Raw genomic sequence first — 18,902 nt, 5'->3', positions numbered from 1 at the left:
GCGCCGTCGTATGACATCGTCGTGTGACACCGTTGCGTCACACAGTTTCGTTACTCAATGCGCGGCCTGCACGCTCAGGTCCTGGTCGCCGAGCAGCAGCAACGCGTGAGCGGGCCCCGTGTCGAGCCTCACGCGGTGCGCACCCGGTGTCTGGTAGTCGGCAAACACCACCACGCCTGCGCCCCGCTTGCCGCCAAACGGAAACGGGGCCGCGGCGATCTGCTGGCCCGGCACGACTTCGAACGACACGACCGTGATGTCCTCGGGATGATCGCGGCGCCATTGATCGCGCTGCACGAACCACTTCGCCGAAGGCAGGCCGAGCAAGGCGTCGAGCAGCTGCTGGTTGCGCACGAGCACGGCGTCCACGGCAATGGGCGTGTCCTGATTCGCTTGAGTGGAAACGGCAATGGCCAGGGTATCTACCTGGACCTTGGGCAGCGACGAACACGCCGCGAGCCCCTGCGCGAGCGCGAACGCCAGCGTGGCGGCACGCCAGCCGTACGGCTTCGCTGCGCGCGAAGCGCCGGCGAATAACGTGGTGATCACTGCGCAATCCCCATTGTGTGCGTCGCCTCTTGTCTGCGATGCCTCCTGCCCGCGCGCAGGAGAATTCATGCTAGTTCGTATTTCTAATCAAGACGCATGGTTGCCCTGCGCAAGCTGTTTCGCGCGTAGTCTACAAGCGCCCCGTGCGACATTGCAATAACGATTTTTATCGATCAATTCAAAAAACAATTCGTAAATAAACTTGAAAGGAGATGGATCTATGCGCCGTAAATATACTTTGAAATTCCCCGTTTACTGTCCTAAAGTCGTGACCGTCCATCTTCACGACGCGCGCGACGAAGGACAAGTTGAAGAACCGATCAGCGCGAACGCCTGACGCCGTGAATGCTCTCGTCTGACGAATCCGGGGCATGCTTTAGCAGTGTTTTTTCTGAAGGACCGGGAATGCACGTGGCAATCGTTTAATTACGTTTTGCGGGGCATTGTCGTCCTGAAGAAAATGCATCATGAAAAGGGCAGATTGACGAAAAGCGCGCATCTCTCCCGTTACACAATGCAATAAGAACGACCGCCACCGAGGTGACCATGGCCGACAGTACCCAGCACTGGTTCGAACGGAACCGACCGCCGCGTGTCCAGATCACGTACGACGTCGAAACGGGCAATGCCATCGAAAAACGCGAGCTGCCGCTCGTCGTGGGCATCCTTGCCGACCTGTCCGGCAAACCTGTCGAGCCGTTGCCGAAAATGACGGAGCGCCGCTTCGTCGACATCGACCGCGACAATTTCAACGACGTGATGAAGTCGATCGGGCCACGCGTGACGCTGCAGGTCGACAACACGCTCGCCGCGGACGGCAGCAAGATCAACGTCGAGCTGAAGTTCGCGCATATCGACGACTTCGATCCCGTGAGCATCGTTCAGCAGATCGGCCCGCTCAAACAGCTCTACGACGCGCGGCTGCGCCTGCGCGACCTCCTCACCAAGCTCGACGGCAACGACGAACTGGACAAGCTTCTCCAGGAAGTGGTGCATGACCCGAAGGGGTTGAGCGAAATCCGTTCAGCGCACCCGCAGGACACGCCGACTGCGCAGCTGCCGCCGCCCGCGGGCGAGGCCCCTGCACCCGCCAGCCCTTCCAGTGACACGCCGGCCAGCTAAGCCCAACGCGAGGAGACGATCATGTCCGACATTCAGGCCGCCGCGACCGCGCAGGCGGGTACGGTCACGCTGCTCGACCGCATCGTGCACGAAGGACGCATGGCGCAATACGAAGAGCAGCAACAGCATGCGCGCGAGCTGCTCGCCGAGTTCGCGCTGCAGGTGCTCGACAAGAACATGACCATCGGCCGCGACACGGTGGCGATGATCAACGACCACATCCGCAAGATCGACGAGCTGATCAGCGAGCAGCTCAACGAGGTGCTGCACCATCCCGACATGCAGGCGCTGGAGTCGTCGTGGCGCGGGCTGCACTTTCTGGTGAAAGGCTCCGAAACGGGCACGCGCCTGAAACTGCGCCTCCTGAACGCTTCGAAGAAAGACCTGCAGAACGATCTCGAGAAGGCGATCGACGTCGACACGAGCGCGCTCTTCAAGAAGATTTACGAAGAGGAATACGGCACGTTCGGCGGTTTTCCATTCAGCGTGCTGGTGGGCGACTACTACTTCACGCGCCAGACGCCCGACGTGAGCCTGCTCGAAAAGCTCGCCTCGGTCGCCGCCGCCGCGCACGCGCCGTTCATTTCGGCGGCGCACCCGCAGCTGTTCGACATGTCGAGCTTCACGGAGCTGGGCGTGCCGCGCGACCTCTCCAAGGTCTTCGAGACGATCGACATGGCCCGCTGGCGCGAATTCCGCAAGAGCGAAGACTCGCGCTATGTCGCGCTCACGCTCCCGCACGTTCTGATGCGGCGTCCTTATCATCCGGACAGCAATCCGGTGGAGGGCATGAACTTTTTCGAGGATGTGGACGGCACCGACCACTCGAAGTATCTATGGGGCAACTCCGCCTACGCCCTCGCGCAGCGCATTACCAACGCGTTCGCGCAGTACAGCTGGTGCGCGGCGATTCGCGGCGTGGAAGGCGGCGGCGCGGTCGAACGCCTGCCGGACCATATCTTCCAGACGGCTTCGGGCGACAAGGCCATGAAGTGTCCCACGGAAGTGGCGATCACCGACCGCCGCGAAAAGGAGCTCGACTCGCTCGGCTTCATTGCGCTCGTGCACAAGAAAAACGAAGGGCTTGCGGTGTTCTTCGGCGGCCAGACCGCCTGCAAGCCGGCGCTCTACAACACGCCCGAGGCCACGGCGAACGCGCGCATTTCGGCCATGCTGCCGTATATCCTCGCGGCGTCGCGCTTTGCGCACTACATCAAGGCGATCATGCGCGACAAGGTCGGCAGCTTCATGACGCGCGAGAATGTGCGCAGCTATCTCAACACGTGGATTGCCGACTACGTGCTCGTCAACGACAACGCGCCGCAGGAAATCAAGGCCCAGTATCCGCTGCGCGAGGCACGCGTGGACGTGACCGAGGTGCCGGGCAAACCCGGCGCGTACCGCGCGACGGTGTTTCTGAGGCCGCACTTCCAGCTCGAGGAACTCACGGCGTCGATCCGGCTCGTGGCGACGCTGCCGCCGCCGGCGGCCGCCTGATCCATCTGCGGAAAAAAGCAATTTTATTGAAGAGACGACGGCCAGGCGGCGCATGAGCGCCCCTGGTCCCTGAACGCGCCTCGCGCCGCATGCGCGGCCCGCGCGATTCTTTACTGCTTCGGGAGCAGCAAACCATGGATTCGATCATTCTCGACCTGGGCAGCGACATCAAAGGCGAGTGCACGCTGGAAGGTTATACCGACAAGATCGAGTTGATGTCGTACAGCCACAACGTGGCGATGCAGGTCACCAATGACGTCAGCAACTCGGAGCGCACGTCGGGCAAGCCCCATATCGGCGAATTCACCGTGACGAAGTTCGTCGATGTCGCCACGCCCACGCTCAACGAATATTGCTGCTCCGGCAAGGCCATTGCGAGCGCGACCGTCGTGGTGGGCCGCAACGCCGCCGAAAGCGACGGCAAGATCATGCCGTTCATTACCTATACGCTGAACAATGTCGTGCTGAGCAACGTGAGCGTGTCGGGCGGCGCAGGTGGCAAACCCGTGGAAACGCTCTCGATAAACTTCACGAAGATCAAGTGGGAATTCACGGCGCAGAAGGACGACGCCACCAAGGAAGGCACGGCGGCCACCACGTGGGACCTGGCCGCGAACAAGGTCGTGAAGGCGAGCTAGCGCGCAGCGCCTATGGCGAACGCCCGCGCCTTTATCGCCGTCGCGCCGATGCCGCTCTTCGAGCGGCTGGCCGACGACGCGCCCTTCGATGCGCATGAGTCCGTCGACGAACTCGCCGCGCGCACCCTCGACGCGGCAGGCTTGCGCGCGTCGGTGCGCGCGGAGTTGCTGCGCCTTCTCAACACGCGCCGCGGTACGCCCCGCATGCCGCGCGCGCCGGACGTCCTGCTTTACGGCCTGCCCGACTGGAGCGGCCAAAGCGCGGCGCGTGCGGAAGACCGGGCGGTGATCGAGCGCGAAGTGGCTGAGGCCATCCGCGCGTTCGAGCCGCGCCTTCGCGAGCCGCGCGTGAAGATCGAATCGGACGCCGCCGCGCCCTGGCGCCTATGCTTGCGCATTCGGGGAACGCTGCGGGGCAGCGACGGCGTGGAGCACGTCGTCACCTACGTCGCCGGGCAGGACGGCGAAACGCAGTCCATCGGGATCGTCGATGAACGACTCGCTTGATGCGCAACTGCTCGACTACTACCAGCGCGAGCTGACTTATCTGCGCCGCGCGAGCGAAGGCTTTGCGCAGCGTTATCCGAAGATCGCGCGTCGGCTCGAACTCGGCCCCGGCGAGAGCGCCGATCCGAACGTCGAACGCCTGATCGAAAGCTTCGCGGTGCTCACCGCTCGCATCCAGCGCACGCTCGACGACGAATACACCACGCTCACGGACGGCCTGCTCGAACAGTTTTATCCCTACGCGTCGCGGCCCGTGCCCTCCATGACGATCGTGCAGTTCGAGCCGGACCCCACGCAAGGCAGCATCGCGGCGGGGTATCGCGTGCCGCGCGACACGCCCCTCATGCACGTGGACGCGAGCGGCGCGACTATCCACTGGCGCACGAGCAGCGAGGTCACGCTCTGGCCGGTCACCCTCGCCGCAGCCCAGTTGCTCGACGCCGAGGAAGCCCAGGCGCTCACCGGCAATGCGTCGCTGCAATCCGCGCTGCGGCTCACGCTGCAGGGCAGCGGGCCGCACAAGCTGGGCGCGCTGCCGATCGAGCGCTTGCGGGTGCGCCTCGCGGGGTCGCCCGTCACTTCCGCCGCGCTCTACGATCTGCTCGGCGCGCACAGCGCCGCCACCTGGCTGCAGATGCCCGAGGGGGCGCTGCACGCGCAACGCGGACTGCCCTCCCCGGTGGGCTTCGACGAGCCAGACGCGTTGCTGCCGCTCGAAGACGGCGCGCATCCGGCCTGCCGTCTGCTGGTCGAGTACTTCGCATTTCCCGAGAAGTTCGCGTTCTTCGATCTGCCGTTCAAACCGCCCTCCGATGCGCTCGACAGCCTCGATCTCGTGATCGGCTTCACGGCGGCCCCGCGCGGGCGCTTCACGTTCCATAGGGACGATATCCAGCTTGGCTGCGCCCCCGCACTCAATTTGTTCGCGCGCACCTCCGAACCGTTGCGGCCCGACGGCACGGCGCGCGAAATGCGCGTGAGTCCCGACGCGCATCGTGAATCGGGCACCGAGATCTACGCCGTGCGCAACGTGCGCGCCGTGGCGGGCCGCACGGTGACGGACGTGCCGCCCTGGTACGGCTCCATGCACGGCGCGGATTCGGCTGTTTACTGGTACGCGCGGCGCGTAAGCGGGCTGCACGCGTCGCGTCCCGGCAGCGACATCATGCTCACGTTCGTCGATACACGCTTCAATCCCGCCGCACCCGCGGCGCGCACGCTCACTGCGGACCTGTTGTGCACCAACCGCCATCTGGCCCACCGGCTCGCACCGGGCGCCGCGCTATCGTTCGAAGTGCCGGGCCCGGTGGCAAGCGTGCGCATTGCGCACCGGCCCACGCCGCAGATCGTGGCCGCGCTCGACGGCACTTCGCGCTGGCGCCTCGTCTCGCAACTCGTGCTCAATCACACGTCGATCGTGGAAGGCCCGCAAGCGCTGCAGTCGCTGCGCGAAATGCTCATGCTCCACAATCTCGGCGCACATGCCCCCTCGCAGCGCCAGATCGCGGGACTCGCAGCGGTGTCGAGCGAACCGATCGTCGCGCACGTCGGAGCGGACCGCTGGCGCGGCTGGCGCAATGGACTCGGCGTGCGGATCGAACTCGACGAAGCGAGTTTCGTGGGCGCGAGCACCGTGCTCTTTTCCGGCGTGCTCGCGCAATTCTTTTCGCTCTATGCGAGCGTCAACCGTTTCGTACAGACCTCGCTCGTGCGCGACGGTCGGGAGATCCGCACATGGCGGCCGACGATGGGCAGCCCCCTCGTTCTCTGACGCAGCGGCTGTTCGACGAACCGCACGCGTTCGAATTCACCCAGGCCGTGCGCCTGCTCGAGTTGTTGCAGCCGCATGCACAGCCGCTCGGCACCGCGCTCGACCCAAGCCAGGAAGCGCTTGCGTTGAGCGGCAACCTTTCTCCCGCGTTTCCGGCGAGCGCGCTCGGGCCATTGCGGCGCGGCTTGCCGCGCTCGCTCGCGTTTGCGCCTGAGGCGGGCGAAGAACCATCCGCACAATCCGCCCATGCGGGCCCCCCGCAGCTCCAGGTCAACGCATTCGCGCTGGGCGGCCCGAACGGCCCGTTGCCTGGCGCATGGCAGGAATGGCTGCAGGACCGTCTGCGCCGCAAGGACCGCTCGGCGGCAGCGTTTCTCGACATCTTCCAGCATCGGCTGCTGTCGCTGCTCTATCGCGCGCAGCGCAAGTACCGCAGCGCCGAGCCGTTGCCCGCCACTGCGCAGCGCTCGGCCGATGTCGTGCTGCGCGCGCTCACGGGCAATGCCTCACTGGGTTCGCTCGCCTGGCATAAGCGGGGGGCGCAGGAAGCCGCGGCACCGCAGGAGCCGCTCGATATGCGCGCCGTGCTGGCGCGCGCGGGCCTCTTCGCGAACCGCCGGCGTTCGCTCGCGGGTTTCGACGTCATGGTGCTCCATCATTTCCGCGTCCACGTGCGCTCCACGCCGTTTGCGGGCGGCTGGCGCACGCTGCCCCCGGCGAGCCGCACGGCGATCGGCTCCGGCGGCCGCAACCGGCGGCTCGGCCAGGATGCCGTCGCGGGCACGAGGATCTGGGACGAACACCAGGGCATCCGCGTGCGCCTCGGGCCACTCAGGCGTGAGCAGTACGAAGCGTTCCTGCCGGGCGCGCCCGCCCACGAAGCGCTGCAAACGCTCGCCGCCGACTGGTTCGGCGCCGAACTCAAGGTGCATCTCGAACTGCAACTCGCCGCGGGCGAATTGCCGCGCGCACGCCTCTCGCGGCACGCGCCGTTGAGGCTCGGCTGGACCGCCTGGGCCGGCGCGGCGGAATCGGCGCCCGCGCGTCTCACGTGCCTCGCGCCCGACGAGGATCAGGGGCGTAACGGGCCGTGACGCTCGATCTCAAGACGCTTGTTGCGCGCCTCGAGCGCGAACCGCGCGAAGCCCTCGAACGCGCCGCGCAGCAATGCCTGCGCGAAACGCATTTCGTGGTCGAAATCGAGCACTGGCTGCTCGCGCTCGCCGAACCCGAGGGCGGCGATTTCGCGTGCGTGCTGCCGCACTTCGGCGTGGACCGCGCCGCGCTCAGCGCCGAAATCCGCATGGCTATCGCGCGCTTCAAGCGCGGCAACACGGGCATGCCGTCGTTCTCGCCCGACCTGCTCGTGTGGCTCCAGGACGCGCTCGTGCAATCCACCGTCGTGCTCCAGCAGCCGCGCGTGCGCGCGGCGACGCTGCTCATCGCGCTGCTCGAAAACGAGGCGCTGCGCGCACGCGCCGTTCATGCGGTACCCACGCTGCTGCGCGTGGCGAGCGCCGCGCTGCGCGCCAACTTCGCCGTCTGGCTCGCGCCGGTCGACGCAGCGGCGCCGCTCGCATCGACACCGCCGATCGCCACGCTGGAAACCGTCATGGACAACGGCGCGAGCGTGCCTCCACTGACCGGCGCCATGGAGCCCGCCACCCCATCGGCCGCCCTGCTCGACCAATACACGCTCGACCTCACCGCTGAAGCGCGGGCCGGACGCATCGACCCGATCATCGGACGCAATGCGGAGATCCGCCAGACGCTCGACATCCTGTTGCGGCGGCGGCAGAACAACCCCTTGCTCGTGGGCGCGCCGGGCGTGGGCAAAACGGCCGTGGTCGAAGGTCTAGCGCTGCGCATCGCAACCGGCGACGTGCCGCCGCCGCTTGCCGAGGTCTCGCTGCGCATGCTCGACCTCGCGCTGCTGCAGGCGGGCGCGGGCCTGAAAGGCGAGTTCGAGCGGCGCCTGCGCGCGGTGATCGACGAGGCGCGGCACTCGCCACGGCCCGTGGTGCTCTTCATCGACGAGGCCCATACGATGATCGGCGCGGGCGGCACGGAAGGCGGCAGCGACGCCGCGAACCTGCTCAAGCCCGCCCTTGCGCGCGGCGAGCTGCGCACGATCGCCGCCACGACATGGCTCGAATACAAAAAGTACTTCGAGCGCGACCCGGCGCTCGCGCGGCGCTTCCAGCTCGTGCAGATCGAAGCGCCCGACGAGCCCATGGCTATCGCCATGCTGCGCGCGCTGGCGCAAAAGTTCGAGACGCATCACAACGTGACGATCCTCGACGCCGCTATCGTCGATGCGGTGAAACTCTCGCACCGTTACATCTCCGCGCGCCAGTTGCCCGACAAGGCAATCGCCGTGCTCGACACCGCGTGCGCACGCGTGGCGCTCGCGCAGCACGACACGCCACCGCAACTGGAAGCCGCCAGGCACCGGCTGCGCGCGCTCGACGACGAACTGCTGCGCCTGCGCACGGAAGCGGTGCTCGGTGCGAACCACACGCAGCGCCTCGCTACGCTCGACGCCGAACATGCGCACAACGCCGCGCTCGTCGAGACGCTGGAGGCACGCTGGCGCGACGAGGCCGCTGCCGTGCGCGAGATTCTCGCGGTACGCGCGCGCCTGGCCGCCCTCGACGCAGCGCCTCGCGATGGCAACGGCGAGCAAGAACCGCCGGACAGCGCGGAAGCGAACGAGACCAACGAGGCGGTCGACCCGCGCGAAGACCTCGCCGCCGAACTGGCGCGCCTCGAAAGCGGCCTCGAGGCGATACGCGACGACGACCCCATGGTCCCGGTTTGCGTGGATTCGAAAGCCATCGCTGCCGTGATCGCGAGCTGGACCGGCATTCCGGTAGGCAAGATGCTCGCCGACGAAGCCCACGCCGTGCGTACGCTCAAGGGCCGTCTCGCGCAGCGCATTGTGGGGCAAGACGCGGCGCTCGAGCGCATCGCCATGCGCATCCAGGCCTGGCGCGCGGGACTGGCCGACCCGTTGCGCCCGGTAGGCGTGTTCCTGCTCGTGGGGCCGACGGGCGTGGGCAAGACCGAGACGGCCTACGCGCTTGCGGATGCGCTGTACGGCGGCGAGCGCAATCTCATCGTGATCGACCTCGCCGCGTATCAGGAAGCGCACGCCGTCTCGCAGCTGCGCGGCGCGCCGCCGGGCTATGTGGGCTATGCGAGCGGCGGCCAGCTCACCGAAGCCGTGCGCAGGCGTCCTTATAGCGTCGTGCTGCTCGACGAAATCGAAAAAGCGCATGTCGACGTGCTCGAAGCGTTCTACAACGTCTTCGACAAGGGCGTGATGGAAGACGGCACCGGCCTCGTGGTGGATTTTCGCAACACGGTGATCCTCGCCACCAGCAACGTCGGCGCCGAGCTGCTGCTCAATACGCCCGCCGCAACGATCGCCACCGACGCCTTCGCGCGGCGGCTCCACGAAGAGCTGCTGCACGCGTTTCGCCCGGCGTTTCTCGCGCGCATGACCGCCGTGCCTTATGCCGCGCTCGACGATGCGGTGCTGCGCGCCATCATCGAAAAGAAGCTCGAACAACTGCGCATGCGCTACCGCGACGCCACGGGCAAGCAGTTCGCCTTCGACAGCAGGATCATCGACGCCGTGCTCGCACGCTGCCGCGCCGCGGGCGGTGCGCGCGAGATCGACAACGTGCTCATGAACGAACTGGTCGGCACGCTCGCGCAGTGGGCGCTCGAATGACGATGCAAGGGCCTCGCCACTCCGTATAACTCAACCCTGTTCCCGCGATGAACCGCCCCATCTCCGCCGACACCGATGCGCGCATCAGCCTCACCGGCAGCGCGTTCAGCACGCTCTTTCCCGCCCGCTTCGATGCGCGCGAGGCGCTGGACGCGCCCGCCACGTTGACGCTCCACGCTCATGGCGGATTGCCGCCGCCGGCGCCCTCGGGCATGACGGGCAACCATGCAACGCTCTCGCTTGCGTGGGGCGAGTCGCCGCGCCTCATCGACGCCGTTTGCACGCGTGCCGCGCAGCTGCCCTCGACGATAGACGCCAGCCACTTCACCCTGGAACTGCGTTCATGGTTGTGGCTGCTCACGCTCTCGCGAAACAACCGTATATTTCAGGGCAAAAACGCGCAGGAGATCATACAGGCCGTATTCGGGGGGCACGGTTTGACAGACTATGCCTTCTCCGTCACGGGCACGGCCGCGACGCGCGAATGGTGCGTGCAGTACGCGGAGTCCGACTTCGCGTTCGTGAGCCGCCTTTGTGAAGAGGAAGGCTGGTTCTATTTCTTCCGCCACGATACGGGTAGCCATACGCTCGTCATTGCCGACAGCAACGACGCCTTCACGCCCTTGCCCGGCGACGCGACACTGCATTACACAGGCGGCACGACCGGCACGCGCGAGTCGACGCAGATTGTCCATTGCGAGGTCGTCGAAGAGACGGCCAGCGGCCTCTTCTCGCATACCGACTACGCGTGGGAGACGCCGGCCGCACAACTCTATTCGCAGGCACAGGCGGCATCGAACGGACACAGCGTGTACGAGTATCCGGGGCGCTACGCCAGCAGCAGCGATGGCTCCACGCTCTCCAGGCACCGGGTGGACGCGCTGCGTGCGCCCACCCGGACCCTCATTGGCGAAAGCGATTGCCGCGCGCTCGCGCCAGGCTGCCGCTTTACGCTGGCCGATCACGAATCCGGCGACGCCAACGTCGAATGGGTCGTGCGCAGCGTGATTCACGAAGCCGATCACAACCGCTATCGCAACCGCTTCGAAGCGTTCCCGTTCGCGACGACCTGGCGCCCCGCGCGCACGACGCCGCGCCCCTTCATGCCCACGCAGACCGCGACGGTGGTGGGCAAGAGCGGCGAGGAATTGTGGACCGATCAGTATGGCCGCGTGAAGGTCCAGTTTCACTGGGACCGCGACGGCCAGAACGACGAACAGAGTTCGTGCTGGATTCGCGTGGCGCAGCCCTGGGCGAGCAAACGCTTTGGCATGCAGTTCATGCCGCGCGTGGGCGACGAAGTCGTGGTGACCTTCATCGACGGCGACCCCGACCGGCCGCTCATCACGGGCAGCGTGTATAACGGCGCGAACCTGCCGCCCTATACGCTGCCCGACAACCAGACGCAGTCCGGCATCAAGACGAATACCTCCAAAGGCGGCAACGGCTTCAACGAACTGCGCTTCGAAGACAAGCAGGACAGCGAGGAAATCTTCCTGCAGGCGCAAAAGGACCTGAACGCCAAGGTGATCAACGACGCCACGTGGACCATAGACCACAACGAAACGAGCACGATCAAGAACGACCGCGCGCATACGATCAAGGAAGGCAACGATACGCTCACGGTCGAACAGGGCAATCGCACCACGACGGTCAAGACGGGCGACGAAACCGTCGACATCAAAGGCGCACGCACCGTGAAAGCCGGCGGCAACGAGACGCGCACGGTAGGCGGCAACCTCGAACAGACGGTGACGGGCAACATGACGCTCACCGTGGACGGCAACCTCACCATCAAGGTGAGCGGCACGCTGACGCTGCAAAGCACGGGCAATCTCATGGCGAAGAGCGATGCATCGCTCACGAATCAGGCCGGTATGTCGCTCACGAATCAGGCCGGGACGTCGCTCACCAACAAGTCGGACGGCACGCTCTCGAACGAAGCGCAAAGCGTGACGAACAAGGGCGCCGTACAGCAAACGGTGGACGGCGGCGGCATGCTGGTGGTCAAGGGCGGCATTGTGAAGATCAACTGAGGCGAGCATGGAGACGATTCAGCCGGTCACGATAGAACGCGACGACACGCGTATAGAGGGCGCGACGCTGGGCGGCGCGCTGCACGGCCCCGTGCGCATCGAGTCGGAAGGACGCCCCGTTGCGACGATGCGTTACGCGAATGGCACGCTCAACGGCCCGGCGACCTATTTCCATGCGGAGGGCAACCCCTCGGCGCAGGTGCAGTATGCGAACGGAAAGCTCGACGACAAGGCGCGCTTCTACTTCCCCGATGGAAAAATCCAGCGCGAGGCGCATTACGCGCACGGCGTGCTGCACGGCGTTTCGCGCACCTGGCTGGCCGACGGCACGCTGCTCGAAGAAGCGCACTACCGCAACGGCAAACTGCATGGCGTCTTGCAGCGCTTCCATCCGAACGGCTGCCTGGCGCTACGGCAACCGTTCAGCGCGGGAAAGCCGCTCGAAGCGGCGCAACGCTATACCGACGACCGCCGCCCGATAGCGGCGGACGGCAAGCCGCTGCCGCGCTGGAAGCAATGGTGGCAATCGCTCGCTAATCCGTCTTCGGCCTGATCCTGCCGTGGGCAGCGCATAAGGAGAGACATCATGACCAGTCCGCAAGTCTGTGCCGGTGCCACACTGCAATGTTCCTTTGGCGGCGCGCCGGGCACGCTCAACGTTCTCCCCGTCAATCGCGTGCTCGTGAGCGGTGTGCCCGCCGCGACGATTGCCGATTCGATTCCGGTCGCCAATATCACGCCGTTCGCGCTATGCCAAAGTCCGTCGAACCCAACGGTGATCGCCGCGACTGCCGCGGCGCTGGGCGTATTCACGCCCATGCCCTGCGTTCCGGCCACACCGTCGCCGTGGATTCCGGGCGGTGCGCCAACCGTGACGCTGGGAGCGATGCCGGCGCTGGATGCTCAGGCTACCCTCGTTTGCATTTGGGGCGGCGTGATCAAGGTGGTGCAGCCGGGGCAGGTGTCTACGCTTGTTCCGTAGGCATCGTTCTTCAACGTGCCGCGCGGGGAGTGCGTTGCACGACGCGAAATGAGAGGCGCTACTAAACCTGCCGACCGGAGAAATAGCAACCCGCTGACTACCCGTCGGGGCTCGTGATGTCACGTGTTTGCGCCCTGACTGTTGTTTGATATCTGGAGCGCTTTTTAAAAAATCTCGATGTTTCCGACCAGCTCGAATGGAGGCTAATCATGCCAGGCAAGGCCGTAACCGATGACCAGATGACGCTGCTCAATACCGGCGATGACATCATCGCAACCGCAAAGCAGCTTCTGCCTTTTGGGAGTGGAAATCAGCAGGCCGCCGACCAGATGTTCCCGCTTGGGGAAAATCGGGTCCTCACGGGGCTCGCCTACAGCTTCTATAACCAGGCAAAACCGAGGCACACCGCTCTCGCCGCAGCAACGGCGGGCGCTGGAAACTGCGACCACTTCGGAGCGATAGCGTATGTCATGTGCAGAGAACGACTGCCGGCTCAGTTCCGCGTGGCGTGGGTGACCGGGCCCGGCCACAGCTTTGCGATTGTGGGAAAGTCCGGGTGGAACATCGGTCAATGTGTGGCGGTGGACCCATGGCCCATTCAAGCCCAGGCCGTGCTGTTTGAAGATCACTTCATGAGTGGGTCGACCCTCAACCACCTTGCCGAAAAGGATTGCAAAGGCCAGGCCTTCAATTCGGCAAAATATCAGGCATTCATCGGTGCGGTGCGGGGTCAAAGAAATGCGATTGAACAATCAAACTGGACAAATAACGTTCCTCCGCCCGGGCATACTTACGACCATCAATATTGCACGGCGAACGGCAGCTATATGAATTACTACGTTCCAATGGATGTCAGCTGAGCGTTGGCGCTGAAAGGCAGTCGCGTCCTGCGCGGCCTGTTCTGATTGGTGAGCGAGTATCGAATTACCGCGAAAAGTCCCGCGACGCGGTGACTTTTTTCGGCGGCACGCGCGGATCGCAGGCTTCCCGCCAGCGACGGCATTCCGTAGCTTGACGTCGAAGCCCCGAATGTGCGCCGCCGCACGTTCTCGCGCGACACTTGCGTACGTCGTTGCGCTCGCTCGTCTACTCTGCAGCAACCGGCTTTCACTTCGCACTCTCGCCTGCCAGGAGGCGTTCATTCCATGCATGAGTCAAGCGATATTGTTCGCGCGTTTATCGAGAAAGTCCTGAATCAAGGGCAGATCGACGCCGCAGGCCAGTTTTTCTGGGAGGACATGGTCGAGCAGGTGCCGTTCCCCGGCCAGGGTCCGGGTGTCGAGGGCCTTAAGGATGTCGTGCGAGGGATGCGAGCCGCGTTCCCTGACATGCATTGGCACGTCGAGGAACAACTCACGGAAGGCGACCGCGTGCTGACCCGCTTCGAGTGGACGGGCACGCACAGGGGAACGTTCCTGGGCGTGGACGCAACGGGGCGCTCCGTCAAGGTATGGGGCATGGTCATCGACCGCTTTCAGGATGCCAGGATCAAGGAAACCCGCCTCATCATGGATACGCTTGGGCTGATGATCCAGCTAGGCGCGGTTCGTCCACCGGGCCAGTGAAACCGCGAGAACCGGGTTGGTTCTGCGACCCGTCGCAGGACCAACCCGACATGCAGCCCTCAGCGCTCCCTACAACGACAGCTTGCACGCCTCATGCAGCGAAGTGAGCCTGCGCACCGGCTCCGCCACGTACGGGTTGCTCTCGTCCCACGCGTAGCCTGCCAGCACCGAGCTGATCATCCGGCGGATCAAGGGCGTCTGGCGCGGGTAGTAAATGATGTCCTGCAACTCGCCGGTGTACCAGCGCTCGACGAAGGCGCGGAACGTGTCGATACCCTTGCGCAACGGCACGTCGTATTCGGCTTGCCAGTCCACGACCGCACCGCCGAGTGCGCGCTCGAGCACCTTCACGGCCAGATGCGCCGAACGCAGCGCAATGGTGACGCCCGAAGAAAACACCGGATCGAGAAACTCGCCCGCGTTGCCGAGCAGCGCGAAGCCGGGCCCATGCAATCGTTCGACGTTGGCCGAATAGCCGCCGATCTGGTTCACGGGCATGAGAAAAGGCGCGTCGCCGATCAGGCGGTTCAGGGTCGGCTCCTCGCGAATGAGCGCGCGCAGCCGCGCCTCGCGCTGCGCCTGCGGCACGTCGAGGAAGGCGGCTTCGGCAACACAGCCCACCGACGAGCGGCCGCCCGCGAGCGGGATCATCCAGAACCACACGTCGCGGTGCCCGGGGTGCGTCGCGATGTAAATCTTGTTGCGATCGAAGGCGTCCAGCGGCAGCCCGTCGCGCACATGACTGAAGATTGCGGCACGCGTCGGCAGACCGGTGGGCGCCTCCAGATTCAGGAGGCGCGGCAGCACGCGGCCAAATCCGCTCGCGTCGAGCACGAAGCGCGCGTGCACTTCATAGCGCGCCTCGCTTTCGTCGATCACCTCCAGCACCGGCGCGTCGCCCGTGCGCATGCCCGTCACCGTGTGGCCGAAGCGCACTTCGGCGCCCTGCTGCGCGGCGCAGCCGATCAACAGCTCGTCGAACTTCGCGCGCTCCACCTGGTACGTCGTGCCCCAGCCCGCCGAATGCTTGTCGCGGAAGTCGTACGACGATGTCTCGTCGCGCCACACGAAATGCGCGCCATTTTTGTACTGAAAGCCGGCCTCCACCACTGCCTGCAGCATGCCGGCCTCTTCGAGGTACGCCATGCTTTGCGGCAAGAGGCTCTCGCCGATCGAAAAGCGCGGGAAATGCTGGCGCTCCAGCACCAGCACCGAGTGTCCGGCCTTGCGCAACAGGGCCGCGGCCACCGCGCCCGAGGGGCCCGCGCCGATGATCGCCACGTCGACGGCTTCGCGTCGAATGGATGGGGTCGTAACTGCTTCCTTAATCCTCTTTTCCATCGTCATTTCCTTCTCTGCGTCCTGACGCGCCCTGTTACGTCCTGTCACGTCCTGTTACGACTTGTATGCCCAATGCAAGCGCACCGCGCTGCGCGAAACCGTGATTTTGACACCCCTCGCTGCGCCCGTGCATTTACAATGCTCATTCTTGTCCCAGATCGCATTCGTAACGGATAAAAAAATATGTCGGTTTCCGAATCAAATGACGTCCCGTTCGTGCCGGAAACGGCCTTCGGCATCTGGTTTCTCCGCACGCATACGTGGGAGCACCACGTGCTGCGTGTGGCGATCAACGACCTCAGGCGCCTCGTGGACGTGCCTTTGCCCGACGCTCCCGAAATCGTCGATGTCGGCTGCGGACAGGGCAAATCGTTCCGCCTGCTGGCCGAGGCTTTCCACCCGCGCCGCATCGTCGGAGTCGACTATCACGAGGCATCGCTCGAATTGGCGGCGCGTGCCGCGCGCACATGCCAGGAAAAAATGCAGACGCAAACGGCGTTCGAGCTACTGCACGGCGACTGCGCGAGCCTGACGCTGCCCACGGCCAGCGCGGACATCGTCTTCTGCCACCAGACTTTCCATCATCTCGTCGAGCAGGAACGCGCGCTCGCGGAGTTCCACCGCGTGCTCAAACCGGGCGGCGTGCTGCTGTTCGCCGAATCCACCGAGGCTTATATCCGCTCGTGGGTCATCCGCCTGCTGTTCCGCCATCCCATGCACGTGCAGAAGAGCGCCAACGGCTACCTCGAGATGATTCGCGCGGCGGGTTTCCGCTTTTCGGAGCACAATGTTTCACTGCCCTATCTGTGGTGGAGCCGTGCGGCAGACTTCGGCCTCTTCGAGCGCCTCGGCCTGCATCGTCCCAAGCCCGGGAAGCGGCGCGAAACCCTGGTCAACGTTGCCGCCGTGAAGGCGGCATGACGGCGGCGTGAGCCGGGTCGCCCGCCGCCTGCTGCGGGCTACTTGCCGCCCTTGAGCGTCACCACGTCGCCGACGAGCGCCACGCCGGCGATCATCGCGCCCGCGCCACACGTAAATTCCGTGGCGCTCTCGCGCAGTTCGTTCTTGTAGTTGCTCTTGATGTTGATGACCGCGTTGCCGCCTTCCTTGCGCGCGCGCTCCTGCAACTCGGCCACGGCCGAAAGGAACACGTGCTGGCAGGCCGCTTCGTCGCTCTTGCCAAACGCGTTGGTCTTCTTGTTCGTCGAGAACTGGCCCAGCTCTTTTTTCACCGCAGGATGCGGCTGGCCTGCGAAGTACAGCGCAATGTCGTCGCTCACCTTGCCGGGCTCGCTCTTGAGCGCTGCATCCACGGGGTAGGTGTCGACCGTATTGCGCGCATAGGCGTGCGACGCCGCAAAGGCCGCGCACAGCGCGGCGAACAACCACAGTTTCTTCATCGATCTTCTCCGTTGGTTCAATTGGCCTGCAGCACCACGAGGTCGCCCGTGACGGCAATGGCCGCCGCGCTCGGGCTCACGCCGCAGGTGTACTCGGTGGCCGAGCCGGTCTCGGTGCCGTGAAAGCGCGTGGTTACGTTGATGACCGCGTTGGCGCCCTTGTTGCGGGCGTCCGCGCGCAGCTTGTCGAGCGCGGTGGCGAGCGCCCTGTTGCAGGTGGCCTCGGCGCCGTCGGTCGCGCGGGCGACACGCAGGGAATGCGATGCGTCACCCACGTGGCGCGCCACTTCCGGATGCGGCTGCGAGCCGAAATACACGGCGATTTTCGCGGTGGGGTCCGCGCCGGACCCGGCTTTTGCCGTCGAGAGGGAGGCTGCGGGCTGGATCGGCAGCGTGAGGCGCTGCGATCCGCAACCGGCCAACGTCAGGGTGACGATCGCGGCCGTGCTCAGCGTGAGGTAAGTCTTTTTCATTGGAATCCTCATTATCTTTAAAGTTGCCAAAAACTTCAGACTGCATTCCAGGCGCGAAACACCAGGCTGGCGCAACTGCCGCCGAACCCGAATGAAACCGACATCGCCGTTTCGATGCGTGCATCGCGCGTTTCACGCACGAGCGGCATGCCGGCCGCAGCCGCATCGAGCGCTTCGATGCCAACGGCGCCTGCAATCCGGCGATCGCGCATCATCAGCAAGGTGTAGATGGCCTCGTGCGCACCGCATGCACCGAGCGGATGACCGCTGAGCGCCTTCGTCGAGGAGAACGCGGGCACGTCGCCGCCAAACACGGCGCGCAACGCCAGCAGTTCCTCGATATCGCCCGAGGACGTCGAAGGCGCATGGGTGTTGATGTAGTCCGGGCGGCAGCCGGCCTCGCCGAGCGCCGCGCGCATCGCAAGCGCAATGCCGAGCGCCTGCGGCGCGACCATATGGGCGCCGTCGGTGCCCTGGCCGTAGCCGGTCAGCTCCGCGTAGATGCGCGCGTTGCGCGCTTGCGCATGCGCGAGCGATTCGAGCACGAGGATGCCTGCGCCCGAGCCGATCACGAAGCCGTCACGCTGCGCGTCGTAGGGCCTCGACGCCCGCTCCGGCGTGTCGTTGAAGCCCCGTGAAAGCGCGCCCATCGCGTCGAACATCAGTGTCATGTTGTCGTGCAGGCCCTCGGCGCCGCCCGCGAGGACGAGGTCCTGACGGCCCGTCTGGATCAGTTGCATGGCCTGGCCGATCGCGAGCGCGGAAGTCGTGCAGGCCGACGAGGGCGAATACGTCACGCCCTCCATTCCGAACACGTGCGCGAGATTGGCCGAGGTCGTGCTGCTCATCGCCTGCGGCACCGTATAGGGCGGCACGCGGTCGATACCGCGCGTGTTCGCGCTTTCCATGGCCGTGTCGTAGGCGGACATCGTGCCGACGCCGGAGCCCACCACCGCGCCGGCACGAGGTGTGCGCAGCGTATGCGCGTCGAGATTCGCATCGGCAATGGCGCTGCGCGCGGCGTGACAGGCGAAGCGTGCCGTGTCGCCCATGAAACGTTCGGCCCTGCGCTCGAACGGCGCTTCGCCTTCCACTGAAGCCACTGCCGCCACCTGGCTCGCAAAACCGCGTTCGCGCCACGCCTGAACGCGTGTGATGCCGCCGCGCCCGTCGCGCAGCCGCTCGGCGACGCGCTCGAGCGTATTGCCAAGGCACGAGACGATGCCCATGCCCGTCACGACGACGCGCTGCAAGCCGCCCGCTGATGTCGATGTCCGCATGC

18 protein-coding genes are annotated in these 18,902 nt (G+C 65.3%); 13 read left to right on the top strand and 5 right to left on the bottom strand.

Going from position 1 to position 18,902, the window contains the following annotated elements:
* Window positions 1–54: 54 nt before the first annotated feature.
* Window positions 55–549, bottom strand: a complete 495-nt coding sequence (locus tag BHE01S_RS02990; RefSeq protein WP_052405669.1) for a hypothetical protein — start codon at window positions 547–549, stop codon at window positions 55–57.
* Between the two features lie 546 nt (window positions 550–1,095).
* On the opposite strand from BHE01S_RS02990, the gene tssB reads away from it, so the two are divergent.
* The 12 genes from tssB to BHE01S_RS02930 all read left to right on the top strand — a co-directional run bounded on the left by tssB (window position 1,096) and on the right by BHE01S_RS02930 (window position 14,406).
* Window positions 1,096–1,671: a type VI secretion system contractile sheath small subunit gene (tssB, locus tag BHE01S_RS02985; RefSeq protein WP_042260404.1), complete on the top strand. Its 576-nt coding sequence runs from the start codon at window positions 1,096–1,098 to the stop codon at window positions 1,669–1,671.
* 21 nt (window positions 1,672–1,692) lie between these two features.
* Complete coding sequence (tssC, locus tag BHE01S_RS02980; protein ID WP_042260403.1) at window positions 1,693–3,168, top strand: type VI secretion system contractile sheath large subunit; 1,476 nt, start codon at window positions 1,693–1,695, stop codon at window positions 3,166–3,168.
* A 134-nt stretch (window positions 3,169–3,302) separates the two neighbouring features.
* Window positions 3,303–3,806, top strand: a complete 504-nt coding sequence (locus BHE01S_RS02975; RefSeq protein WP_042260401.1) for an Hcp family type VI secretion system effector — start codon at window positions 3,303–3,305, stop codon at window positions 3,804–3,806.
* A gap of 12 nt (window positions 3,807–3,818) precedes the next feature.
* Window positions 3,819–4,313, top strand: a complete 495-nt coding sequence (tssE, locus tag BHE01S_RS02970; RefSeq protein ID WP_042260399.1) for a type VI secretion system baseplate subunit TssE — start codon at window positions 3,819–3,821, stop codon at window positions 4,311–4,313.
* On the top strand, window positions 4,297–6,084 hold the full coding sequence (tssF, locus tag BHE01S_RS02965; RefSeq protein ID WP_042260396.1) for a type VI secretion system baseplate subunit TssF: 1,788 nt from the start codon (window positions 4,297–4,299) through the stop codon (window positions 6,082–6,084). Before tssE ends, tssF begins: the two co-directional genes overlap by 17 nt.
* On the top strand, window positions 6,048–7,178 hold the full coding sequence (gene tssG, locus BHE01S_RS02960; protein WP_052405666.1) for a type VI secretion system baseplate subunit TssG: 1,131 nt from the start codon (window positions 6,048–6,050) through the stop codon (window positions 7,176–7,178). The genes tssF and tssG overlap by 37 nt, the downstream gene beginning before the upstream one ends.
* Complete coding sequence (gene tssH / locus BHE01S_RS02955; protein WP_042260393.1) at window positions 7,175–9,823, top strand: type VI secretion system ATPase TssH; 2,649 nt, start codon at window positions 7,175–7,177, stop codon at window positions 9,821–9,823. Before tssG ends, tssH begins: the two co-directional genes overlap by 4 nt.
* A 47-nt stretch (window positions 9,824–9,870) precedes the next feature.
* Complete coding sequence (locus BHE01S_RS02950; protein ID WP_042260391.1) at window positions 9,871–11,859, top strand: type VI secretion system Vgr family protein; 1,989 nt, start codon at window positions 9,871–9,873, stop codon at window positions 11,857–11,859.
* A 7-nt stretch (window positions 11,860–11,866) separates the two neighbouring features.
* A complete protein-coding gene (locus BHE01S_RS02945; protein ID WP_042260388.1) occupies window positions 11,867–12,412 on the top strand; it encodes a toxin-antitoxin system YwqK family antitoxin in 546 nt (181 codons plus the stop codon).
* 33 nt (window positions 12,413–12,445) lie between these two features.
* A complete protein-coding gene (locus BHE01S_RS02940; protein WP_042260386.1) occupies window positions 12,446–12,841 on the top strand; it encodes a DUF4280 domain-containing protein in 396 nt (131 codons plus the stop codon).
* Between the two features lie 209 nt (window positions 12,842–13,050).
* Window positions 13,051–13,701 (top strand): hypothetical protein, encoded by a 651-nt coding sequence (locus tag BHE01S_RS02935; protein WP_042260384.1) that lies wholly within the window; start codon window positions 13,051–13,053, stop codon window positions 13,699–13,701.
* A 285-nt stretch (window positions 13,702–13,986) separates the two neighbouring features.
* Window positions 13,987–14,406: an ester cyclase gene (locus BHE01S_RS02930; RefSeq protein ID WP_042260382.1), complete on the top strand. Its 420-nt coding sequence runs from the start codon at window positions 13,987–13,989 to the stop codon at window positions 14,404–14,406.
* A 69-nt stretch (window positions 14,407–14,475) separates the two neighbouring features.
* On the opposite strand, the gene BHE01S_RS02925 is transcribed toward BHE01S_RS02930, so the two are convergent.
* The gene (locus tag BHE01S_RS02925; RefSeq protein ID WP_084068540.1) at window positions 14,476–15,747 is read right to left on the bottom strand and encodes an NAD(P)/FAD-dependent oxidoreductase; all 1,272 of its coding nucleotides are present in this window, start codon (window positions 15,745–15,747) and stop codon (window positions 14,476–14,478) included.
* Between the two features lie 183 nt (window positions 15,748–15,930).
* Here BHE01S_RS02925 and BHE01S_RS02920 point away from each other — a divergent pair, with 183 nt between their 5' ends.
* Window positions 15,931–16,668: a class I SAM-dependent methyltransferase gene (locus tag BHE01S_RS02920; protein ID WP_042260380.1), complete on the top strand. Its 738-nt coding sequence runs from the start codon at window positions 15,931–15,933 to the stop codon at window positions 16,666–16,668.
* 38 nt (window positions 16,669–16,706) lie between these two features.
* On the opposite strand, the gene BHE01S_RS02915 is transcribed toward BHE01S_RS02920, so the two are convergent.
* The 3 genes from BHE01S_RS02915 to BHE01S_RS02905 are packed head-to-tail and all read right to left on the bottom strand — an operon-like array spanning window position 16,707 to window position 18,900.
* A complete protein-coding gene (locus BHE01S_RS02915; RefSeq protein WP_042260378.1) occupies window positions 16,707–17,147 on the bottom strand; it encodes a YbjQ family protein in 441 nt (146 codons plus the stop codon).
* Window positions 17,148–17,164: 17 nt separating this feature from the next.
* Window positions 17,165–17,620 (bottom strand): YbjQ family protein, encoded by a 456-nt coding sequence (locus tag BHE01S_RS02910; RefSeq protein WP_042260376.1) that lies wholly within the window; start codon window positions 17,618–17,620, stop codon window positions 17,165–17,167.
* 35 nt (window positions 17,621–17,655) lie between these two features.
* Window positions 17,656–18,900 carry a beta-ketoacyl synthase N-terminal-like domain-containing protein gene (locus BHE01S_RS02905; protein ID WP_042260374.1) on the bottom strand — a complete coding sequence of 415 codons (1,245 nt, stop codon included), beginning with the start codon at window positions 18,898–18,900 and terminating at the stop codon, window positions 17,656–17,658.
* Window positions 18,901–18,902 lie beyond the last annotated feature (2 nt).

It is taken from the genome of Paraburkholderia heleia NBRC 101817, from assembly GCF_000739775.1.
Lineage (GTDB): Bacteria > Pseudomonadota > Gammaproteobacteria > Burkholderiales > Burkholderiaceae > Paraburkholderia > Paraburkholderia heleia.
The sequence above is the reverse complement of the archived record's forward strand: the minus strand, read 5'-3'. Positions and strand labels throughout refer to the sequence as shown.

Coding starts and splice junctions, on each gene's coding strand:
- tssC (WP_042260403.1), top strand. CDS start 1,693: ATGTCCGACATTCAGGCCGCCGCGACCGCGCAGGCGGGTACGGTCACG.
- BHE01S_RS02910 (WP_042260376.1), bottom strand. CDS start 17,620: ATGAAAAAGACTTACCTCACGCTGAGCACGGCCGCGATCGTCACCCTG.
- BHE01S_RS02950 (WP_042260391.1), top strand. CDS start 9,871: ATGAACCGCCCCATCTCCGCCGACACCGATGCGCGCATCAGCCTCACC.
- BHE01S_RS02925 (WP_084068540.1), bottom strand. CDS start 15,747: ATGGAAAAGAGGATTAAGGAAGCAGTTACGACCCCATCCATTCGACGC.
- BHE01S_RS02915 (WP_042260378.1), bottom strand. CDS start 17,147: ATGAAGAAACTGTGGTTGTTCGCCGCGCTGTGCGCGGCCTTTGCGGCG.
- BHE01S_RS02940 (WP_042260386.1), top strand. CDS start 12,446: ATGACCAGTCCGCAAGTCTGTGCCGGTGCCACACTGCAATGTTCCTTT.
- tssE (WP_042260399.1), top strand. CDS start 3,819: ATGGCGAACGCCCGCGCCTTTATCGCCGTCGCGCCGATGCCGCTCTTC.
- BHE01S_RS02945 (WP_042260388.1), top strand. CDS start 11,867: ATGGAGACGATTCAGCCGGTCACGATAGAACGCGACGACACGCGTATA.
- BHE01S_RS02930 (WP_042260382.1), top strand. CDS start 13,987: ATGCATGAGTCAAGCGATATTGTTCGCGCGTTTATCGAGAAAGTCCTG.
- tssG (WP_052405666.1), top strand. CDS start 6,048: ATGGCGGCCGACGATGGGCAGCCCCCTCGTTCTCTGACGCAGCGGCTG.
- BHE01S_RS02920 (WP_042260380.1), top strand. CDS start 15,931: ATGTCGGTTTCCGAATCAAATGACGTCCCGTTCGTGCCGGAAACGGCC.
- BHE01S_RS02905 (WP_042260374.1), bottom strand. CDS start 18,900: ATGCGGACATCGACATCAGCGGGCGGCTTGCAGCGCGTCGTCGTGACG.
- tssF (WP_042260396.1), top strand. CDS start 4,297: ATGAACGACTCGCTTGATGCGCAACTGCTCGACTACTACCAGCGCGAG.
- BHE01S_RS02975 (WP_042260401.1), top strand. CDS start 3,303: ATGGATTCGATCATTCTCGACCTGGGCAGCGACATCAAAGGCGAGTGC.
- BHE01S_RS02935 (WP_042260384.1), top strand. CDS start 13,051: ATGCCAGGCAAGGCCGTAACCGATGACCAGATGACGCTGCTCAATACC.
- tssB (WP_042260404.1), top strand. CDS start 1,096: ATGGCCGACAGTACCCAGCACTGGTTCGAACGGAACCGACCGCCGCGT.